Genomic DNA, 19,434 nt, shown 5'->3' on the forward strand with positions numbered 1-19,434 from the left:
CAGCCCGGGCGGGAGGGTGGAATGCCGAACGGCCCGTTCCACCGGAGTGGAACGGGCCGTTCTGAGATGTAGCCCCGACCGGATTCGAACCGGCGCTACCGCCTTGAGAGGGCGGCGTCCTGGGCCGCTAGACGACGGGGCCAAGACTTCACTGCTTCCACCGCCCTTGCGAGCGGTGCCGCTGTAGTCTAGCGGCGGCCCCCACCGGGACGGAAATCGGGGCGACCGGACGGTCGTCCCGGCACTCCACCACCCGGACGACCAGGATCGGACGACCGGAGACCACGCTTCGGCCGAGGCCACGACCGGCCGGGACGGAAACCGGTCGCCAGCAGGGGCGGACCCGAGCCGCACCACGGCGGGGCGGAGACGGGTCGGCCCGCAGGGGCGAGCCCGAGCCGCACACGGCGGGTCGCAGCCGCCGGCGTTTGCCACCCGTGTCGCGGCGGCAGGCGACCACGCGGCAACGAACAGCGCCGGCGTGGGACATGCGAAACGACCCGCCCCACCGGAGTGGAACGGGCCGTTCTGAGATGTAGCCCCGACCGGATTCGAACCGGCGCTACCGCCTTGAGAGGGCGGCGTCCTGGGCCGCTAGACGACGGGGCCAGAACTGACTTGCGGCACCACTCTGCCGAGCGGTGCCGCTGGACTCTATCAGAGAGAACCCCGATCCCCTGAACGGGAACCGGAGTCGTCTCCTACGAGATCCAGCGCCCGAAGCTCTTGCGAACCTCGGCTGCGCTGGGGTACCAGGACTCGAACCTAGACTAACTGAACCAGAATCAGTCGGGCTGCCAATTACCCCATACCCCATTGGCCCCTTGCGGTGCCGGGATCAAACTTTACCCTCCCGGTGCCAGCAGGCCAAATCGAGTCCCCCAAACCGCCCCTGAACTGCGGAAACGGGGCCTCGACGCGGATCAGGCGACGGGCACCACCGGGTTGGTGAGGTCTCCGATCCCCTCGATCCGCACGGTGACCGTATCCCCGTCCAGCAGCGGGCTAACCCCGGCCGGCGTGCCCGTGAGCACCACGTCGCCGGGGAGCAGCGTCATCACGTGCGAGACGTACGACACCAGGGCCGGCACGTCGAAGACCATGTCGCGGGTCCGGCCGAGCTGGCGGACCTCCATCTCCTCGGGATTGCGACCCACCTCACAGCGGATCTCCAGGTCGCGGACGTCGAGCCCGGTGGTGATCCACGGCCCGATCGGGCAGAACGAGTCGAAGCCCTTGGCGCGGGTCCACTGCCCGTCGGAGCGCTGGAGGTCCCGGGCGGTGACGTCGTTGGCGCAGGTGTAGCCGAAGATGGCCCGCTCCGCGGCGGCCCGGTCGGCCCGGCGGGCGCCCGGCGCGCCGATCACCACGGCCAGTTCGGCCTCGTGCTCGACCTGCTTCGAGAAGATCGGCAGCCGGATCGCGTCCCGGGGCCCGATCACGGAGGTGGACGGTTTGAGGAAGAGCAGCGGCTCCTTCGGCACCTCGCTGCCGTGCTCGGCGGCGTGCTCGGCGTAGTTGCGGCCGACGCAGACGACCTTGCTGGGCAGGATCGGCGAGAGCAGGCGGACGTCCGACAGCGCCCAGCGGGCACCGCTGAAGGTGATCTGGCCGAACGGGTGGCCCTCGATCTCGGCGATGGTCAGGCCCTGCGGGCCCGCCTCCGCTTCGCCCTCGACGACCCCGAACGACATTCCCTTGGCATGAGCAAAACGAGCGATACGCACCAGGCCAATCTAGCCCCGGCGACCCGCGACCCGGCCGAGGCCGCAGTCAGGCGCGCCCGGGACGCCGGGAGGGCGCACCCTACGACACCGTCCGCTCGCGGGGGCGGAGTTCGCGACTTCGTACCCGCCCGGTGTCGTCGCGCCCCTAGCGTCGGCTCCGGAGGTTCGTTCGTATGCCTGCATCGACACGACACCACAGGGCCCTCGCAGTGTTCGTACACTGCCTCGGCATTCTCTCCGCCGTGCCGGCACTGCCGGCGGCGGCCCCACCCGCGGCGGCCGCGCCACCACCGGTGGTCGCGCCGACCCCGGAGCCGGCGATGCCGTCGGCGCCGCCGGCGGTGCCCACCCCGACCCGGGCCGCCCCGCCGGTGGCGAAGCCGCCGGTCACGGTCGCGGTGGTGCCGGAGAGCACGCCGGCGCCGCGCTACCGGATCCAGGTCCGCAACAGCGGTGGCACGCCGGTGGACACCACCGTCCGGCAGGAACTGCCGCCCGGGGCCTCGGCGACCGCCATCACCGCCGGGGGCCGGGCCACCCGGGCCGCCCGGGGCACCGGGCAGTCGGCCACCGAGGTGACCTGGCAGCTGAAGCTGCCCGCCCGCAGCACCACCACCCTGGGCACGGCGCTCACCGCCGCCGCCCCCGCCCGGCCGCTGACCGCGCCGGCCTGCGCCTACGCCCGCGACGGCAGCCGGCCGTACGACTGCGCGACCGCGACCTGGACAGCGGGCGTGCCGGCCGCCGCGCCCCAGCGTTCCGAGACGCCGCCGTGGCGCCGGACGCCGGTGCTGCTGGCCGGGCTCGGCACGGTGACGGTGCTCGCGGTGGGCGGGGTGTGGACCTGGCGCCGGCGCCGCCGACCGGTCGCCGCGGCCCTCTCCGGCCAGCATCCGGGGACGGTCTACCCACGCCCGGCCGCGCCACGACCGGAACAGCTCCGCCGCAAGCCGTCCGTCTGGCTGATCGTCCCGGTGGCCGCCGTCGTGCTCGCCGGCACGGTGGGCACCGCCGCCTGGACGGCCACCCGGCAGGTCGCGGCCGTCGACACCGACAGCCAGCCGACCAGCGGCGCGTGGCTGGGCCAGGGGGTCAACGGCGCCGTCGGCGAGCCGCTGCGCGAGTCGGCGTTCGAGTTCACCGTGTACCGCGTCGCGTGCGAGCCCGGCGCCACGGCCCGGCAGTGCGAGGCGACGGTCGGGGTACGCAACCTCACCCCGGAGCAGCAGAGCTGGCACGGCCGGCTGCAACGGGCGTACCTGCCCGACGGCAACTTCGTCAGCACCGACGAGCAGGCGACCCGGGCCGCCAACCAGGGCCGGGACGTCTTCGCCCAGCCGATGGCGGCCGGCAGCCGGACGGTGCTGCCGCTGGTCTTCACCGTCGCCGGGAAGGCGCCGCCGGAGCAGCTTGAGCTGCGCAGCGGGGTGTTCTCCGCCGGGGTCCGGGTGGACGTGCCCTGACCGGGCGCCGGGCGGCGGTCGTACCCTTGGCTTCGTGACCGCCGCCCTCGCCCCGCCGACCTGGGTTGCCCTCCTGGAGGCGCACGAGAGGCGTGCGGACGCCCTGACCGCAGGCCACCGCGCCCGCAGGGCCACGGGGGAACGCCACGCGATCGACGACTTCCTGTACGACTACTACGGCACCCGGCCCTCGGTGCTCCGCCGGTGGCACCCGGGCGTGGGCGTCTCCCTGGCGCCGGGCCCGGACGGCTCCGCCCCGCACCGGCAGTGGCGTTGGTACGCGACGGCGGCGGACGGGGCGGTGAGCTTCGACGTCGCGGCGTTCCTCGTCGACCGGGCCGAGTCGGTGCGCTTCATCCACCGCCTGTTGTCCGCGATCGCGTCGCGACCGGCCTTCACCGGCTGCTTCGGCCTGCACGAGTGGGCGATGGTGTACCGCCAGCGTGAGCATCGGCACCCGCTCCCCCTGCGACTCGGGCAGGAGGGCACCGACGCGGTCGTCGACTCGCACCAGATCCGCTGCACGCACTTCGACGCGTACCGTTTCTTCACCCCGGACGCGGTCGGCCTCAACCGGCTCCGACCCACGAGGGAGAGCCAGGTGGAACTCGACCAGCCGGGCTGCCTGCACGCATCGATGGACTGCCACAAGTGGGCGACCAAGTTGGGGCCCGCGGTTCCGGGGGACCTGGCGCTCGACTGCTTCGAGCTGGCGAGGGACATCCGGCTACTCGACATGCAGGCGTCCCCGTACGACTTCTCCTCCTACGGGCAGCCCGCGGTGGCCATCGAGACGCCGGAGGGCAAGGCCGAGTACGCGGCGCGTCAACGCGAGTTCGCACAGCGTGCCGGCCAGCTACGCGCCCGGCTCATCGGTGTCTGCGCGGCGCTGCTCGAACAGGCGGCGCCATCGACACGGGTGGGGGCGTGACCCCCTGAGCCAGCGGTCTGCCCGCTGAGCCGTGGAGCTGGCCGCCGGGGACCCCGTCGATGACGGCGAGGAACACCGGGCCCCGTGGGGAGTCTCGGGTCAGTCGCCGTCGACGCGGCGGTCGCGCTTGCGCTGTGACCGGCGCTTCTTGTCGGCCAGCCGGCGCTCCTTCGCGCCCCGCGACGGGCGGGTGGGCCGGCGGGGCGGGGGCGGCGGGGCGGCGGCCTCGCGCAGCAGCGCGGCCAGCCGTTCGCGGGCGGCCTCCCGGTTGGCCAGCTGCGCCCGGTGCTCGCTGGCGGCCACGGTGAGCACGCCGTCGACCAGCCGGCCGGCGAGCCGCTCCAGCGCCCGCGCCCGCAGCGGCTCGGGCACGCCGGGCGAGGCGGCCAGGTCGTAGCTCAGCTCGACGCGCGAGTCGGTGGTGTTGACACCCTGGCCGCCGGGCCCGGACGACCGGGAGAACCGTTCCCGCAACTCGGCGGCGGGAACGGTCCACCGGTCGTTCACCCGCAGTCCGTCGTCCACCCCCCGAGGCTAGCGCCCCTGCCGGACGCTCGGGGTAGCGGACGGACCCGGGGTCTGCGCGGGTGGGTCGGGACTCCCGTCGGAGTCGGCGGCGGCGTACGCGACCGCCCCCACCAGCAGCAGGGCGATCACCCCGATCTTCGTGGTGGCCGCCTTGATCAGCAGCCACGCGGCGCTCCGGGCGCCGGGCACGGTCTTCTTGACGGTCTGGTAGTCGGCCCACCCGCGTCGTGCCCGGGCGTACGCCGACCCCACACCGGTACCGATCAACAGGCCCACCAGCAGGAGGACCACGATTCCAGGACGCTCCACCCGAGCCAGTTATCCATACTCAGCGTGATATTTCCATTGGCCGATCATTTCGCGCCGGGTATCCGACAGTTTTCACATTCCCGGGCCGCCCCCGACGGCGGGCCCGCAGCTCAGCCACCCTTCCCGATGATCGTGTCGGCGGTCTGCTGCACCTGTTCGATGGGAATGGCGAAGCCGATGCCGATCGAGCCGTTGCCGTCGATCGTGGCGATGGCCGTGTTCACCCCGACCACCTCGCCGCGCGCATTGACGAGTGGGCCGCCCGAGTTGCCCGGGTTGATCGAGGCGTCGGTCTGCACGGCGGTGTGCCGGTTGTCGCCGAGGCGTACCTGCCGGTCCAGGGCGCTGACGATGCCGGCGGTGACGGTGCCGGACAGCCCGAGCGGCGAGCCGACCGCCAGCACCGGCTCCCCCACCCGGGTGGATCCCGGCTTGGCCAGCGGCAACGCCGCCAGGCCGGCCGACGGCGGCACCCGCAGCACGGCGAGGTCGCTGCGCGGCTCCCGCCCGACGACCTCGGCGGCGAACCGCCGCCCGTCGGGCAGTTCCACCGTCACCGAGCCGCCGCGCCCCTTGGCCAGGATGTGGTCGTTGGTGATGATGTGCTGCTGGTCGTCGACGGCGAAGCCGGAGCCGGAGGCCGAGGCGCCGCCGGCCCCGCCCACCAGCACCGAGACCACCCCCGGCACGGTCTTCCCGGCCGCGGTCACCAGTTCCGCCGGGACCGGGGCCGCCGAGGCCGCCGCCGGGCCCGGGGCCTCGTCGCGGCCCGCCACGATGCCGCCGGCCACCGCCCCGGAGGCGGTCGACAGGGCCACCACCGCCAGCGCGGCCAGCACCCGCCCGCGCGGGCCGCGGCCCGCCGAGCCACCGTCCGGTCCGGGCCCGCCCCACCGGGCCCGCCCGTCCGGATCCAGCTCCGGCGAGATGAACCAGGGGCCGCGCGGTTCGCCCAGCCCGGTCTGCACTGCCATGCGTACGCTCCTCACGTGTCCTTCTCGACGGTGGCCGTACGGGGTCAGGGCAGCCGGGCGAACCAGCGCATCGAGCCGGCCGCCGCGCCCATGGCGAACACCAGCCCGAGCCCGATGAACCGGGCCGAGACGTCCTGCCGTTCGATGCGGTAGCCGACCGAGGTCCCGATGTCCTCGTAGACGGCGCGCAGCTCGTCGCTGGTGCTGGCCTCGTGGAACACGCCACCCGTCTCCTCGGCGACCGCGCGCAGGGTCTGCCCGTCGACGGGCACCTGGATCGGCCGGCCACCCCGGTCCACCGTGCCGCCCGGGGTGCCGAAGGAGATGGTGTGCACCGGCACCTTCATGTCGATCGCCTCGGACGCCGCCTCCATCGGGTCGATGCCGGACGTGTTCGCCCCGTCGGAGAGCAGGATGATCCGGGCCGGCGGCGGGTCCTTCGCCGCCTGGCTGTCGAAGCCCTTCACCGCGCCGAGCGAGGTGCTGATGGCCTCTCCGATGGCGGTGCCCTGCACCCCGGTGGCCCCCTCGACCAGCCGCTCGACGCCCTCGTGCAGCGCCTCCCGGTCGGTGCTCGGCGGCACCAGCACCGCCGCGCTGCCGGCGAAGGCGACCAGCCCGACGTTGAACTCGTCCGGCAGGCCGTCGACGAAGCGCCGGGCGGACTCCTTGGCGGCGCTGAGCCGGTCCGGTTCCACGTCGCCGGCGAGCATCGAGGTGGAGACGTCCACGGCGACCATCACCGTGGCCCGTTCGCGGGGCACCCGGACCTCCGCCGTGGGCCGGGCGAAGCCGACCACCAGCAGCGCCAGCATGGCCACGAAGAGCCCGGCCGGCACGTGCCGCCGCCAGGCCGGACGGTGCGGCGCGACCCGGTCGAGCAGCCGCAGGTTGGTGAAGCGGACGGCGTACCGGCTGCGTCGGCGCTGCATGAGCAGGTAGCCGCCGGCCAGGGCGAGCACCCCGAGCAGGAGCCAGAGCCGGGCGGGCGACTGCCAGATCACGCCGCACCTCCCCGGGCCGCCCGCGCCGGGGCGGCCGCGAGGCGCCGCTGGGCGTGCACGTGCCGCACGATGTCGGCGCCCCAGTCCCGGTCGGTGCGCAGCGGCAGGTGCGTGGCCCCGCTGCGGCGCAGCGCCTGGCGTACCTGCTCGCGCTGGGCGGTCGCGGCGGCGGCGTAGCGCTCGCGCAGCGCGCGGTCGCCGGTCCAGACCTCGCGCCGCCGCCCGGTCTCCGGGTCGACGAGGGTGACCAGGCCGACGTCGGGCAACTCCAGCTCCCGGGGGTCGGTGACCTGCACGGCGAGCACCTGGTGCCGCGCGGCGAGGCGGCGCAGGGGCACCTCCCAGGACGGCGCCTGCCGCGGGTCGTCGGGCAGTCCGTCGAGGAAGTCCGAGACCACCACGACGAGGCCGCGGCGCAGCGCCACCCGGTGCACGGCGGCCAGCCCGTCGGCCATGTCGGGGCCCGCCGGCGCCGGCTCGTCGCGGTCGTGGCCGCCGACGCGCGGGGCGGTCAGCAGGGCCCGGAGCAGCCCGAGCAGATGGGTACGTCCGCTGCGGGGCGGGAACCGGCGCAGCCCGTCCGGGCCGAGCACCTGCGCGCCGAGGCGGTTGCCCACGCCGCCGGTGAGGAAGCCGACCGCCGCGACGGCCGCCACGGCCAGCTCCCGCTTGTCCAGCTCGGCGGTGCCGTACTCCATGCTGGGGCTCGCGTCGACCAGCAGCCAGGTGGTCAGTTCCCGGTCGGCGTCGACCTCGCGCACGTGCGGGACCGTGGTGCGGGCGGTCACCGCCCAGTCCATCCGGCGCACCTCGTCCTCACCGGGCCGGTACTCCCGGCTGCCGGCGGTCTCGCTGCCGGGCCCGGGCAGCAGGCCGCGGTACCGGCCGTGCAGCAGCCCGTCGAGCCGGCGCGTGACGGTCAGCTCCAGCCGGCGCAGCCGCCGGTCCCCGGTGAGGTCGGCCAGTCCCGGGTCGGCCGGCCCGGGGGCCGGCGCGGTGGCCCCGCGCCACCTCATGCCGCCGCCAGGTCGGCCGCGTGTTCCGGCTTGGCGGTGGCGACGCGCGGCGGCGGCACGACCTCCACCAGCCGCCGGACCACCGCTTCGGCGGCCACCCCGTCGGCGACCGCGTCGAAGGAGAGCACCAGCCGGTGGGCGAGCACGTCGACGGCGAGTTCGCGGACGTCCTCGGGCAGCACGTACCCGCGACCGCGCAGGAGCGCCTGGGCCCGCGCGGCGCGGACCAGGCCGAGGGTGGCCCGGGGGCTGGCCCCGTACGCGAGCAGCGGGGCGATCTCGGGCAGGCCGAACCGGCCGGGGTCCCGGGTGGCGAAGATCAGCCGGACCACGTACTCGGCGATCGCGTGGTGCACGAAGACGTGGGTGGCGCGGGCCTGGAGGTCCCGCAGTCGCTGCGGGTCGAGCACCCGCCGGGCGACGGGCCGGTCGGCGCTCATCCGGTAGAGGATGGCGAGTTCGTCGGCGTCGCTCGGGTAGTCGACGACGACCTTCATCATGAACCGGTCGCGCTGCGCCTCCGGCAGTTGGTAGACCCCCTCCGACTCGATGGGGTTCTGGGTGGCCAGCACCAGGAACGGCTCGGGCACGGGATAGCTGTGCCCGCCGATGGAGACCTGCCGCTCGGCCATCGCCTCCAGCAGGGCGGACTGCACCTTGGCCGGGGCCCGGTTGATCTCGTCGGCGAGCACCAGGTTCGCCATGATCGGGCCCAGCTCGATGTCGAAGTCCTCGCGCGACACGCGGTAGATCCTGGTGCCGACGATGTCGGAGGGGACCAGGTCCGGGGTGAACTGGATCCGGGAGAAGGTGCCGCCGACCACGGTGGCCAGGGTCTGCGCGGCGAGCGTCTTGGCCACCCCGGGCACGCCCTCCAGGAGGCAGTGCCCGTCTGCGATGAGGGCGGTGAGCAGGCGCTCGACGAGCCGATCCTGCCCGACGATCACGCGTTTGACCTCGAAGAGCGTCTGTTCCAGGTCGGCCGGGGTCGCATCGGGATCGGCCGGGCTGGGCACGCTGGCCAGGGTGTCCGAGATGTCCGTCACGGTGCTTGCTTCCCGTGCCGGCGGTCGGACAAACGTCGGATTATCGGCGCGGGGACGGCCCTTAGCGGCCCGAACCGGGACAACCCTCCCGACCCGGCCCCCCACACCCCGAGCCCGCGTCGCCCACACCCCCTGAGCCCCGCGTCGGCCCACGCCCCCGAGCGCCGCGTCGATCATGCAGTTGCGGCGCCCCGCACAAGGCGCGATTCGGGGCACAACCCCCACCACACCTGCATGATCGACCCTGCGACGGGGCGGGCGGGGCGGGGCGGCGGGGCGGGGCGGGACGGGACGGCGGGGCGGCGGGGACGGCGGCGCCGGCCCCCGCATCCAGGTGAGGGGGCCGGCGCCGTCTGCGGGCGCTCAGTTGGCGATGACGAGGTGGAACGGCCGGTCGGCCCCGTTCCCCGACGAGCTGCGGGTCTGGACGAAGACCGCGTTCGGCGTCTGGAGCCGCGGCGCGACGGAGATCTCGCCGCCCGGGGGCACGTTGTACGGGTCGGTGGTGCCGATGGTGGCCACGAACGTCTTCAGCGAGACGTTGTAGTTGAACACCACGTGGTACTCGCCGGGGCCGTACCGGGTGGCGGAGACCACCTCGGGCGACCCGCGGAGCAGGGTGCCGTTGCTGGCGACGACGGCGGAGGCGACAGTGCCCGGCGCGCTCGCCAGCGCGGAGGGGCCCTGCGCCAGCGCAGCCCTGGCCTTGCGCGCCTCGGCGGGGGTCACCGCCGGCTGGCTGCCGGAACCGGGCTGACGGGCGGCCGGCTGGGCGACCTCGGCGGGCGCCTGCGCCGCCGGCTGGGCGACGGCGATCCCGCCTCCGGCCAGGGTGAGCGCCAGCGCGGCGAACGCCACCGCCACCGCCTTGCGTCGGAAGAGTGTGGTCATGACAGGTCTCCCTTTTGTTGACCGTGCGGATTCGACCGACCCCACTTGAAAGCGGGACGGTTGACTTCCATTTTTTCGGGCCGGGAAAATAGCGACAACCGCCTGGAGCCCACACCGTCAGGCCGCACCTAGATGTTGTCGCTTCAACGATTTTCACCGGCTCTGAGCAGGTATTACTACTCAGAGTTTCGACGTCTCAACCCACTGGAAGGTAGCACCACGAAATGCCGTGGGTCAATAGTCGATCACGCCTCGTCAATTACTCGAATCGTGATCGCATAATTGTGAGAAGCGAACGCTGGACCATTCACGAAAGTGTCACGCGAGATGCTTCGGGGCCGCCGCGTGGGCGCGTTCGGGACCGCCGGCCGGGCGCTCGGGCGCTATCCTCCGGCCGTGATCATCGAGACCGCGCGGCCGGCGACGGGCCGCCGGACGGCGCCGCTGCGCACCGCGCTCTGCTGGGCCGCCGTCGCGCCCGGGGTCGCCTGGGCGGCGGTACGACTGGGCGGTCTCGACCGGGGGCCGCTGGTGCAACTGCTCGCCTTCACCCCGTACGCCGCCGCCGGGAGCCTCCTGCCGCTGGTGCTCGCGCTCGCCCTGCGGCGCCGGTGGCCCGCGGTGGTCGCGGCGCTGGTCACGGCGACCCTGGTGGCCGTGGTGGCGCCCCGGGCACTGCCGTCCGGCCAGCCCCCGGCCGGCGGGCCGACGGTGCGGCTGCTGACCGCCAACCTGCTCGCCGGGGCCGGCGACGTGCGGGCGCTGGTCGACCTGGTCCGGCGGCACCGGGTCGACGTGCTCGCCGTGCAGGAGTTCACCCCGGACGCCGAGGCGGAGCTGGACCGGCTCGGCCTGCCCGGGCTGCTCCCCCACCGACAGCTCCACCCGCAGACCGGCACCGTCGGCTCCGGCCTCTACGCGCGGTTCCCGATCAGCGACGGCGGCGTCCGGCACAACCGCGGCGGCTGGGGCTTCGACCAGGCCTACGGCACGCTGGCGGTCCCCGGGGCGCCGGCGGTCCGGGTCGAGTCGGCGCACCCGTCGGCCCCGTACGCGGTGGACCAGGTCGGCCACTGGCGCGCCGACCTGGCGGCGCAGCCGCCCGCCACCCCGGACGGGCCGCTGCGGATCCTCGCCGGCGACTTCAACGCCACCCTCGACCACGCCCCGCTGCGCGCCCTGCTGGACACCGGCTACGTCGACGCCGCCGATCAGGCCGGCGCGGGCCTGGTCGGCACCTGGGGCCCGTACGACGGGGACCCGATCCCGCCGGTGACCATCGACCACGTGCTGGTCGACCGGCGGATCGCGGTGCGCGCGGTCACCGTGCACCCCGTGCGGGGCAGCGACCACCGCGCCGTCCTCGCCGAGCTGCGCCTCCCGGCCGGGTGAGGCTCCCGGCTGCCGGTGCGCGGGGGCCGGGGCGGCTCAGACCCGGGCGCGGTCGAGGCCGTAGGTGAGCGCGTCGACGAGGGCGTGCCAGGACGCCTCGACCACGTTGGGGTGCACGCCGACCGTGGTCCAGTCGCGGTTGCTGCCGTCGACCGTCTCCAGCAGCACCCGGGTCACCGCGCCGGTGCCGTGGGTCCCCTCCAGGATCCGCACCTTGTAGTCGGCCAGCTCGAAGTCGCGCAGCTCCGGGTAGTGCCGGGCCAGCCCGACCCGCAGCGCCTCGTCCAGGGCGTTGACCGGGCCGTTGCCCTCGGCGGTGGCGATCACCCGCTCCCCGCGTACGCGGATCTTGACGGTCGCCTCCGAGACCACCGCGCCGTCCTCCCGGTGCTCGACCAGCACCCGGTACGACTCCAGCGCGAACGGCCTGGCGGGGGCGGTGTCCAGCTCCGAGCGGACCAGCAGCTCGAACGACGCGTCGGCGGCCTCGAACGACCAGCCGTCGGCCTCCAGCTCCTTGACCCGCCGGGTGACCCGCGACAGCGCCTCCGGATGGCCGGCCAGGTCCAGGCCGAGTTCACGGCTCTTGAGCTCGACGCTGGCCCGGCCGGCCATCTCGGTGATGAGGATCCGCATGTCGTTGCCCACCACCTGTGGGTCCACGTGGTTGTAGAGCAGCGGATCCACCTTGATCGCGCTCGCGTGCAGCCCCGCCTTGTGGGCGAAGGCCGCGGCCCCGACGTACGCCTGGTGGGTGTCGGGGGCGATGTTGGCGATCTCGGCGACGGCGTGGGAGACCCGCACCATCTGCCCCAGGCAGCCCTCCGGTAGGACGGGCAGCCCGAGCTTGAGCTGGAGGTTGGCGACCACGGCGAAGATGTCGGCGTTGCCGGGGCGCTCGCCGTAGCCGTTGGCGGTGCCCTGGAAGTGGCGTACCCCCGCCTCCACGGCGGCGACGGTGTTGGCCACCGCGCAGGCCGTGTCGTTCTGGCAGTGGATGCCGAGCAGTTCCGGGCCGACCCCGAGCCGCGCGGTCAGGTCGGCGATGGCGGCGGTCACCTGGGAGGGCAGCATCCCGCCGTTGGTGTCGCAGAGCACCACCCGCTCGGCGCCTGCGGCGAGGGCGGTCTCCACGACGGCGGCCGTGTACGCCGGGTCGGACCGGTAGCCGTCGAAGAAGTGCTCCCCGTCGACGAAGACCCGGCGCCCCTCGGCCACCAGGTGCGCCACCGTGTCGCGGACCATCGCCAGGTTCTCGGCCGCGGTGGTGCGCAGCGCCCGCTCGACGTGCCGCAGGTCCGCCTTGGCGACCAGGGCGATCGCCGGCGTCTGCGCGTCGAGCAGGCCGCGGACCTGCGGATCCTCGCCGACGGCCACCCCGGCCCGGCGGGTGGCCCCGAACGCGACCAGCAGCGCGTGCTTCAGGTCGAGTTCGGCGCGTGCCCGGCGGAAGAACTCGGTGTCCTTCGGCACGGCGCCCGGCCAGCCTCCCTCGATGAAGCCGACCCCGAACTCGTCGAGCAGGCGGGCCACCGCGAGCTTGTCGACCACCGAGTAACTGAGCCCCTCGCGCTGGGCGCCGTCGCGCAGCGTGGTGTCGTACACCTGGAACGTCATCAGGGAGTCCTTTCGGAGCAACAAAAAGACCCCCCGCGGATGCGGGAGGTCTGCGCGCTCGGCGGAGGGGAGGCCGGCGCGCTAGGTGCGAATAATCAGGTCGGTGCTGGTCACGATCGCCACTCTGCCATCCGGGGCCTGGTTTTGGGAGGCGTAATCCACATGGCGGGACGGTGACGGAGGGTCCCGGTACCGCACGGGTGACCGGCTCGCCGGCACGACCCGCCGTCGGTGATCGACTTCACAAGTCACCCGGCCGCCGACCGGCGGAAACGGAGCTGCGGAAGTATCTGGAACCGATCCAGTTACCGGCCTCGTGCCGCTGTCAAGGAGGACCTGTGCTCACTGTCGGTGACCGCTTCCCCGAGTACGAACTCACCGCCTGCGTGTCGCTGGACGCCGACAAGGCGTTCGAGTCGATCGACCACAAGTCGCACCAGGGGAAGTGGCGCGTCGTCTTCTTCTGGCCGAAGGACTTCACCTTCGTCTGCCCGACCGAGATCGCGGAGTTCGGCCGGCTGAACGAGGAGTTCGCCGACCGGGACGCTCAGGTCCTCGGCGTGTCGGTGGACAACGAGTTCGTCCACTACGCGTGGCGCAAGGACCACCCGGACCTGCGCGAGCTGCCGTTCCCGATGCTGAGCGACGTCAAGCGTGAGCTGACCGCCGCCTGCGGCGTGCTCGGCGAGGACGGCGTGGCCCAGCGGGCGACCTTCATCGTCGACCCGGACAACGAGATCCAGTTCGTCATGGTGACCGCCGGCTCGGTCGGCCGCAACGTCTCCGAGGTGCTGCGGGTGCTCGACGCCCTCCAGACCGACGAGCTCTGCCCGTGCAACTGGAACAAGGGCGGCGACACCCTGGACGCCACCAAGCTCCTCGCCGGCGCCGGGGCCTGACCATGGGTCTGGACGCGGTCAAGGCGGCTCTGCCCGAGTACGCCAAGGACATCAAGCTCAACCTCGGCTCCACCATCGCCACCAGCACGCTGAAGCCGGAGCAGGCGTGGGGCACCGCCCTGGCCTGTGCCGTCGCGGCGCGCAACCCGGTGGTGCTGCGCGAGATCGCGGCCGAGGCAGCCACCCACCTCGGGCCGGAGGCGGTCGAGGCCGCCAAGGGCGCCGCCGCGATCATGGCGATGAACAACGTCTACTACCGGGCCAAGCACCTGATCGGCGACGAGCAGTACCAGTCGATCCCGGCGCGGCTGCGGATGCAGATCATCGCCAAGCCGGGCGTCGACAAGGCCGACTTCGAGCTCTGGTGCCTGGCGGTCTCGGCGATCACCGGCTGCGGGGTGTGCCTGGAGTCGCACGAGAAGACCCTGCGCAACGCGGGCTTCAGCCGCGAGCAGGTGCACGAGGGACTGCGCATCGCCGCCGTCGTGCACGCCGCCGCGGTGACCCTGGACGCCCAGGCCGCGCTCGCCTGACAGGTACGACACGCAGGGCCGGCGCCGCGATGCGGCGCCGGCCCTGCGTCGTCCCCGGCACCGGCCCCGCGTCTTGCTCCGGCGTCCGCCCCGCGTCGTCCCCGGCGCCCGCCCCGCCGTTTCCGGTGGGGACGGCCCGGGTAGCTCCTCGGGAGCAGACGAGAGACACCCGGACCGGCGAGACGACTGGCGACAGTCGGGGCAGGAGTTGTCAGATGGACAGGCTCGACCCGCACAGCACCCACGGCAGCCCGGACCCGCTGCGCGGCGGCGGCCAGGGCGAGTTCGCCGGCGGCGCCCCGGCCGGCACGTTCGACCCGTGGCGCTACCGCGACACCGCGAGGGTCGCCGACGCCGACCTGGTCGGCTACAAGGTCGAGGCCACCGACGGCGGCATCGGCAAGATCGACAGCGCCAGTCACGAGGTCAACGACAGCTACCTCGTGGTGGACACCGGGCCGTGGATCTTCGGCCGGAAGGTCATGGTCCCCGCCGGCACCGTCAACCACGTCGACCACGACGAGCGCAAGGTGTACGTCGACCGGAGCAAGGACCAGATCAAGGCCGCCCCGGAGTACGACGAGACCGCCGACACCGACCCCACCTACCGGGACCGCCTCGGCGGCTACTACGGCGAGACGTACTCGGCCATCCCGCCCGGCACCGCCCGCTGACCGGCACGGCGCGCGACGGCCTCCCGCGGATCGTGGGAGGCCGTTACCGTGTCAGCGTGGACTCCATCGAGGTCGGTCGCAGGATCCCCTTCTCCGCGACGTTCAACTTCCGCGACGTGGGCGGCCACGTCGGCCACGACGGTCGCACGGTACGCCCGGGGCGGCTCTACCGTTCCGACTCCCTGCACCGCATCGACGACACAGACCGGGAGGCGTTCGCCGCCCTGGGCGTCCGCACGGTCATCGACCTGCGCCGCCCGTACGAGGTGGAGCGTGACGGCCGCGTCCCCCACTTCGACGGCCTGACCTGGCGCAACATCCACCCGGAGCACGCGGAGTGGGGCGAGCGGCCCTACCGTCCCGGCACCGACCTGGCCCGCTACCTGGCCGACCGGTACGCCGACCTCGCCGGGACGGGCACCGCCGGGCTCGCCGAGGCGATCGGGCTGATCGCCGACGACGCCAGCGCCCCCGTGGTCGTGCACTGCGTCGCCGGCAAGGACCGCACGGGCATCGTCTGCGGGCTCACCCTCGCGGTGCTCGGCGTCGCCGACGACGACATCGCCGCCGACTACGCCCTGAGCACCGAGGCCGGCGAGCGGTACCGCGCCTGGTTCGAGGCCACCGGCCAGCGGGCGGGGCACACCCTGCCGGTGCTGACCTGCCCCGCCGAGGCCATGACGCTCTTCCTCGCCGAGCTGCGGGAGGCCCACGGCTCGGTGGAGGGCTACCTGCGCCACGCTGGCGTCACCGACGCCCAACTCACCGCGCTGCGCGAGCACCTGCTGACCTGACCCCACCCTCCCGTGACGGCGCCGCCCCCGCACCGGGCGGCGCGGGGGCGGGGGACGGTGCCGTCAGGGGCGGATCAGAGGATGCGGCGGACCCAGCCGTGCGGGTCGTCGGCCCTGCCCCGCTGAAGGTCGACGAGCTGCTGGCGCAGGGCCGTCGTGACCCGCCCGGGCTCGCCGCCACCCACCAGGAACTCGCCGTCGGGGAAGCGCACCTGCCCGATCGGGGTGACGACCGCGGCGGTGCCGCAGGCGAACACCTCGCGGAGCCGGCCGCTCGCGGCGTCCGCCTGCCAGTCGGCGAAGCTCACCGGCCGCTCCTCGATCCGGTGCCCGGCGTCGGCGGCGAGGGTGAGCACCGACTCCCGGGTGATGCCGGGCAGGATCGTGCCGGTCAGCGGCGGGGTGACCACGGTGCCGTCGTCGTAGACGAAGAACACGTTCATGCCGCCCAGCTCGTCGACGTGGCGCCGCTCCACCGCGTCCAGGAAGACCACCTGGTCGCAGCCGTGCTCGATCGCCTCGGCCTGCGCCACCAGCGAGGCGGCGTAGTTGCCGCCGCACTTCGCGGCGCCGGTGCCGCCCGGGGCGGCCCGGGTGTAGTCCGGGGAGACCCAGACCGTCACCGGCTTCACCCCGCCGGAGAAGTACGCGCCGACCGGCGAGGCGATCACCACGTAGAGGTATTCGTTGGCGGGCCGGACGCCGAGGAACACCTCGCTGGCGAACATGAACGGCCGCAGGTAGAGGCTGCCGTCCTCGCCCTCGGGGATCCAGCCCTGGTCGGCGTCCACGAGCTGACGCAGCGAGTCGACGAACGTCTCCTCGGGCAGCGGCGGCATCGCCATGCGCCGGGCGGAGGCGGCGAACCGGGCCGCGTTGGCCTCCGGGCGGAACATGGTGACCCCGCCGTCGGCCGTCCGGTAGGCCTTCAGCCCTTCGAAGATCTCCTGCGCGTAGTGCAGCACCGCGGCGGCCGGGTCCATCGGGATCGGCGCCCGCGCCTCGACCCGGGCGTCGTACCAGCCCTTGCCGTCGGCGTACCGGATGGTGACCATGTGGTCGGTGAAGACCCGCCCGAACCCCGGGTTGGCCAGCAGGGCGGCCCGGTCTGCGACGGATACCGGCGCGGGATTCGGACGGATCTCGAAGTCGAGCTTGTCACCACCGCTCATCGCGCTGACCTCCCTGCGGGACTACGGCACACGGGTCCGCATGCCGAGAAATCTGGTGCGAGAAACTTACCCCGAACGGTCGTTCAGCGGGTAGCGCCGCCCGGCGTACCGGCAGCGTCGGACGGGTGCGCGCCGTCGGACCGGGGTGCGACCGGGCAGCGCCGCCGGACCGGGGTGCGGCCGGGCGGCGTCGTCGGAACCTCGGGGTGGGTGGCCGGCGGCCTCAGGAGGTGGCGTACCCGGCCAGCCGGTCGCCGACCTCCTCGGTGCGCAGTGCCGCGCCCGAGGCCCGGCCGGCCAGTTCCACGCCCACCGCCGCGGTGACCCGGGCGGCGGCGTCGGCGTGCCCGAGCTGGTCGAGCAGCAGGGCCGCCGAGAGTACGGCCGCCACCGGGTCGGCCACGCCGCGCCCGGCGATGTCCGGCGCCGAGCCGTGTACCGGCTCGAACATCGAGGGGTACGCCCCCTCGGGGTTGATGCAGCCGCTGGCGGCCAGCCCGATCCCGCCGGTGACCGCGGCGGCGATGTCGGTGAGGATGTCGCCGAACAGGTTGTCGGTGACCACCACGTCGTAGCGCTGCGGCTGGGTGACCAGGAACATCGCGGCGGCGTCGACGTGCTGGTACTCCGTGGTCACGTCGGGGTGCTCGGCCGCCACGGCCTCGAACGCGCGCGCCCACAACGATCCGGCGTGGGTGAGCACGTTGGTCTTGTGCACGAGGGTGACCTTGCGCCGCTCCCGGCGCGCGGCGCGGGCGAAGGCGTCGCGGATCACCCGCTCCACGCCGTGCCGGGTGTTCAGGCTCTCCTCGGTGGCTACCTCCGCCGGGGTGTCCCGGTGCAGCGCGCCGCCGGCGCCGGCGTAGAGGCCCTCGGTGCCCTCGCGGACGACCACCAGGTCGACCTCGCCGGGCTTGACGCTCGTTAGCGGCCCGGCCACGCCGGGCCAGAGCCGCGACGGGCGCAGGTTGACGTACTGGTCGAAGGCGAAGCGCAGCTTGAGCAGCAGGCCCCGCTCCAGCACGCCCGGCGGCACGGTCGGGTCGCCGACCGCGCCGAGCAGGATCGCGTCGTGCCCGGCCAGCTCGGTGAGCACCGAGTCGGGCAGCACCTCGCCGGTGCGGTGCCAGCGGGCGGCGCCGAGGTCGTACTCGGTGGCGTCCACCCCCGGCAGCACGGCGTCGATGACCTTCAGGGCCTGCGCGACCACCTCGGGTCCGATCCCGTCCCCGGCCACCACCGCGATCCGTGCCACGTCCCTGTGCTCCCTCGCCTCGCCGTTTCGTCCGACCGTACGCCGCCGTCCCGCCTCCCGGTACGGACCTTCCAGAATGCGGGAAAGGAGGATGCACAGGATCCTCCCAGGTGGCATTCATGGGGGGGTCATCTCCGCTGCCTAGCGTGATGACGAGCGGGTCAACGGGGGCCCGTGACGGAGGCCGCGAGGACGCGGCCGGCGTCAGCGAGGGAGCAACGTCATGCGGATCGACCAGCAGCCACGGACCCGGTGGGTGGACCAGTCGGCCTTCCAGCCGCGCCGGCCGGACCTGCGGCTGGGCGCCCGCAGTCACCGCGTGGACCGGCCCGGCGCGGTCGGCGAGGACCGCATCGCCGTCCAGCACGCCGTGCGGACCTCCACGGCGGAATACTCGCTGCTGCTCAACGCCCCCGAGTGGCTGGGCCGTCGCGGTGTCGGGGAGGCGCTGCGGGACGCGGTGGCGGAACTGCGGGCCATCGACCTCACCTACGGCCCGACCCGGCCGGAGAGCCTGGTCTCCCGGCTGCGCCGGGGCGAGATCAGCCCCGACTCGTACCCGCCGCTGGCCGACCTGGTGGACCGCTGCGCGGCGATGCGGGCGGCCACCGACGGCTGGTTCGACGCCTGGGCGGTGCCCGGCGGCTTCGACCCCGGCGGCCTGCTCGGCGGGTGGGCGGTGGAGCGGGCCGCCGCCCGGCTGCGCGCCGCCGGCATCCACGACTACGCCGTGCTCAGCGGCGCCGACCTGGTCGTCCGCGGGCACGCGGCGCACGGCGGCCCGTGGCGGGTGGCGGTGCACCACCCGACGGACCAGCACCGGGCGCCGCTCGTGCTGGAGATGACCGCGGGCGCGGTCGGCACCTCGGGGGTGAGCGGCCGGCAGGGGCACGTGGTGGACCCGCACACCGGCGAGCCCGCCGACCAGCTGGCCGCCGCGACGGTCGTCGGGCCGGACCTCGCCGTCGCCGACGCCTACGCCACCGCGCTCTACGCCGCCGGGCCGGCCGGCCTGGACTGGTTCCGCGACGGGTCGGACTACCGCGTGCTCTTCGCCCACCGCCGCTGAGCCGGTCCCGCGTCGGCCCGGCGAGTGGGCCGGACGCGCGATCGGCCCCCACGGTCTCGGCAACGACCGTGAGGGCCGGTCAGCGACGAGTGCGCGTGGCTCGCGCAATCGAGGGGTGCGGGCCGGTCGGCCCGACGTCG

19 protein-coding genes and 3 tRNA genes are annotated in these 19,434 nt (G+C 74.1%); 8 read left to right on the forward strand and 14 right to left on the reverse strand.

Annotated elements, in window-relative coordinates; all coding sequences use genetic code 11:
• Positions 1-69: 69 nt before the first annotated feature.
• From ACLQ20_RS27505 to ACLQ20_RS27520, 4 genes are all read right to left on the reverse strand, one after another.
• Positions 70-142: transfer RNA gene (locus ACLQ20_RS27505), tRNA-Glu, on the reverse strand.
• Positions 143-536: 394 nt separating this feature from the next.
• Positions 537-609 (reverse strand) — tRNA-Glu (locus tag ACLQ20_RS27510).
• Positions 610-744: 135 nt separating this feature from the next.
• A tRNA-Gln gene (locus tag ACLQ20_RS27515) sits at positions 745-816 on the reverse strand.
• Positions 817-923: 107 nt separating this feature from the next.
• Positions 924-1,727, reverse strand: coding sequence for a fumarylacetoacetate hydrolase family protein (locus ACLQ20_RS27520; RefSeq protein ID WP_151457599.1), 804 nt, complete (start codon positions 1,725-1,727; stop codon positions 924-926).
• A gap of 173 nt (positions 1,728-1,900) precedes the next feature.
• On the opposite strand from ACLQ20_RS27520, the gene ACLQ20_RS27525 reads away from it, so the two are divergent.
• Together ACLQ20_RS27525 and ACLQ20_RS27530 are read left to right on the forward strand one after the other, a co-directional pair.
• On the forward strand, positions 1,901-3,190 hold the full coding sequence (locus ACLQ20_RS27525) for a hypothetical protein (protein ID WP_151457600.1): 1,290 nt from the start codon (positions 1,901-1,903) through the stop codon (positions 3,188-3,190).
• A 34-nt stretch (positions 3,191-3,224) separates the two neighbouring features.
• Positions 3,225-4,121 (forward strand): 3-methyladenine DNA glycosylase, encoded by an 897-nt coding sequence (locus ACLQ20_RS27530; RefSeq protein ID WP_358117275.1) that lies wholly within the window; start codon positions 3,225-3,227, stop codon positions 4,119-4,121.
• 99 nt (positions 4,122-4,220) lie between these two features.
• On the opposite strand, the gene arfB is transcribed toward ACLQ20_RS27530, so the two are convergent.
• The 7 genes from arfB to ACLQ20_RS27565 all read right to left on the reverse strand — a co-directional run bounded on the left by arfB (position 4,221) and on the right by ACLQ20_RS27565 (position 9,889).
• Positions 4,221-4,646 carry an alternative ribosome rescue aminoacyl-tRNA hydrolase ArfB gene (gene arfB / locus ACLQ20_RS27535; protein WP_132232586.1) on the reverse strand — a complete coding sequence of 142 codons (426 nt, stop codon included), beginning with the start codon at positions 4,644-4,646 and terminating at the stop codon, positions 4,221-4,223.
• 9 nt (positions 4,647-4,655) lie between these two features.
• On the reverse strand, positions 4,656-4,958 hold the full coding sequence (locus tag ACLQ20_RS27540; RefSeq protein ID WP_151457529.1) for a hypothetical protein: 303 nt from the start codon (positions 4,956-4,958) through the stop codon (positions 4,656-4,658).
• A 110-nt stretch (positions 4,959-5,068) separates the two neighbouring features.
• Entirely contained in the window at positions 5,069-5,932 is an 864-nt protein-coding gene (locus tag ACLQ20_RS27545; RefSeq protein ID WP_151457530.1) for a S1C family serine protease, read from the reverse strand.
• A 44-nt stretch (positions 5,933-5,976) separates the two neighbouring features.
• On the reverse strand, positions 5,977-6,936 hold the full coding sequence (locus tag ACLQ20_RS27550) for a VWA domain-containing protein (RefSeq protein ID WP_151457531.1): 960 nt from the start codon (positions 6,934-6,936) through the stop codon (positions 5,977-5,979).
• Positions 6,933-7,952 carry a DUF58 domain-containing protein gene (locus tag ACLQ20_RS27555; RefSeq protein WP_425858035.1) on the reverse strand — a complete coding sequence of 340 codons (1,020 nt, stop codon included), beginning with the start codon at positions 7,950-7,952 and terminating at the stop codon, positions 6,933-6,935. Before ACLQ20_RS27555 ends, ACLQ20_RS27550 begins: the two co-directional genes overlap by 4 nt.
• Entirely contained in the window at positions 7,949-8,998 is a 1,050-nt protein-coding gene (locus ACLQ20_RS27560; RefSeq protein WP_358117280.1) for an AAA family ATPase, read from the reverse strand. Before ACLQ20_RS27560 ends, ACLQ20_RS27555 begins: the two co-directional genes overlap by 4 nt.
• A gap of 363 nt (positions 8,999-9,361) precedes the next feature.
• Complete coding sequence (locus ACLQ20_RS27565; RefSeq protein ID WP_151455711.1) at positions 9,362-9,889, reverse strand: hypothetical protein; 528 nt, start codon at positions 9,887-9,889, stop codon at positions 9,362-9,364.
• 402 nt (positions 9,890-10,291) lie between these two features.
• On the opposite strand from ACLQ20_RS27565, the gene ACLQ20_RS27570 reads away from it, so the two are divergent.
• Positions 10,292-11,281: an endonuclease/exonuclease/phosphatase family protein gene (locus ACLQ20_RS27570; RefSeq protein WP_425858075.1), complete on the forward strand. Its 990-nt coding sequence runs from the start codon at positions 10,292-10,294 to the stop codon at positions 11,279-11,281.
• A gap of 36 nt (positions 11,282-11,317) precedes the next feature.
• Here the strand turns inward: ACLQ20_RS27570 and cimA are convergent, their stop codons facing one another.
• Entirely contained in the window at positions 11,318-12,898 is a 1,581-nt protein-coding gene (gene cimA / locus ACLQ20_RS27575; RefSeq protein ID WP_425858036.1) for a citramalate synthase, read from the reverse strand.
• A gap of 338 nt (positions 12,899-13,236) precedes the next feature.
• On the opposite strand from cimA, the gene ACLQ20_RS27580 reads away from it, so the two are divergent.
• From ACLQ20_RS27580 to ACLQ20_RS27595, 4 genes are all read left to right on the forward strand, one after another.
• Positions 13,237-13,797 (forward strand): peroxiredoxin, encoded by a 561-nt coding sequence (locus tag ACLQ20_RS27580; protein WP_151455713.1) that lies wholly within the window; start codon positions 13,237-13,239, stop codon positions 13,795-13,797.
• Positions 13,798-13,799: 2 nt separating this feature from the next.
• Positions 13,800-14,330: a carboxymuconolactone decarboxylase family protein gene (locus ACLQ20_RS27585; protein ID WP_132232570.1), complete on the forward strand. Its 531-nt coding sequence runs from the start codon at positions 13,800-13,802 to the stop codon at positions 14,328-14,330.
• A 215-nt stretch (positions 14,331-14,545) separates the two neighbouring features.
• Entirely contained in the window at positions 14,546-15,004 is a 459-nt protein-coding gene (locus tag ACLQ20_RS27590) for a PRC-barrel domain containing protein (RefSeq protein ID WP_121396159.1), read from the forward strand.
• Positions 15,005-15,033: 29 nt separating this feature from the next.
• Entirely contained in the window at positions 15,034-15,798 is a 765-nt protein-coding gene (locus ACLQ20_RS27595) for a tyrosine-protein phosphatase (protein ID WP_425858077.1), read from the forward strand.
• 74 nt (positions 15,799-15,872) lie between these two features.
• Here ACLQ20_RS27595 and ACLQ20_RS27600 read toward each other — a convergent pair whose 3' ends face one another.
• On the reverse strand, positions 15,873-16,970 hold the full coding sequence (locus ACLQ20_RS27600; protein ID WP_425858037.1) for a branched-chain amino acid aminotransferase: 1,098 nt from the start codon (positions 16,968-16,970) through the stop codon (positions 15,873-15,875).
• Between the two features lie 223 nt (positions 16,971-17,193).
• On the reverse strand, positions 17,194-18,225 hold the full coding sequence (locus tag ACLQ20_RS27605; protein ID WP_425858038.1) for a 3-isopropylmalate dehydrogenase: 1,032 nt from the start codon (positions 18,223-18,225) through the stop codon (positions 17,194-17,196).
• A 223-nt stretch (positions 18,226-18,448) separates the two neighbouring features.
• Between ACLQ20_RS27605 and ACLQ20_RS27610 the strand changes: the two genes are divergently transcribed.
• Complete coding sequence (locus ACLQ20_RS27610; protein ID WP_358117293.1) at positions 18,449-19,294, forward strand: FAD:protein FMN transferase; 846 nt, start codon at positions 18,449-18,451, stop codon at positions 19,292-19,294.
• The last annotated feature ends 140 nt before the right edge of the window (positions 19,295-19,434 follow it).

The organism is Micromonospora sp. DT46 (assembly GCF_049841735.1).
GTDB classification, from domain to species: domain Bacteria; phylum Actinomycetota; class Actinomycetes; order Mycobacteriales; family Micromonosporaceae; genus Micromonospora; species Micromonospora reichwaldensis.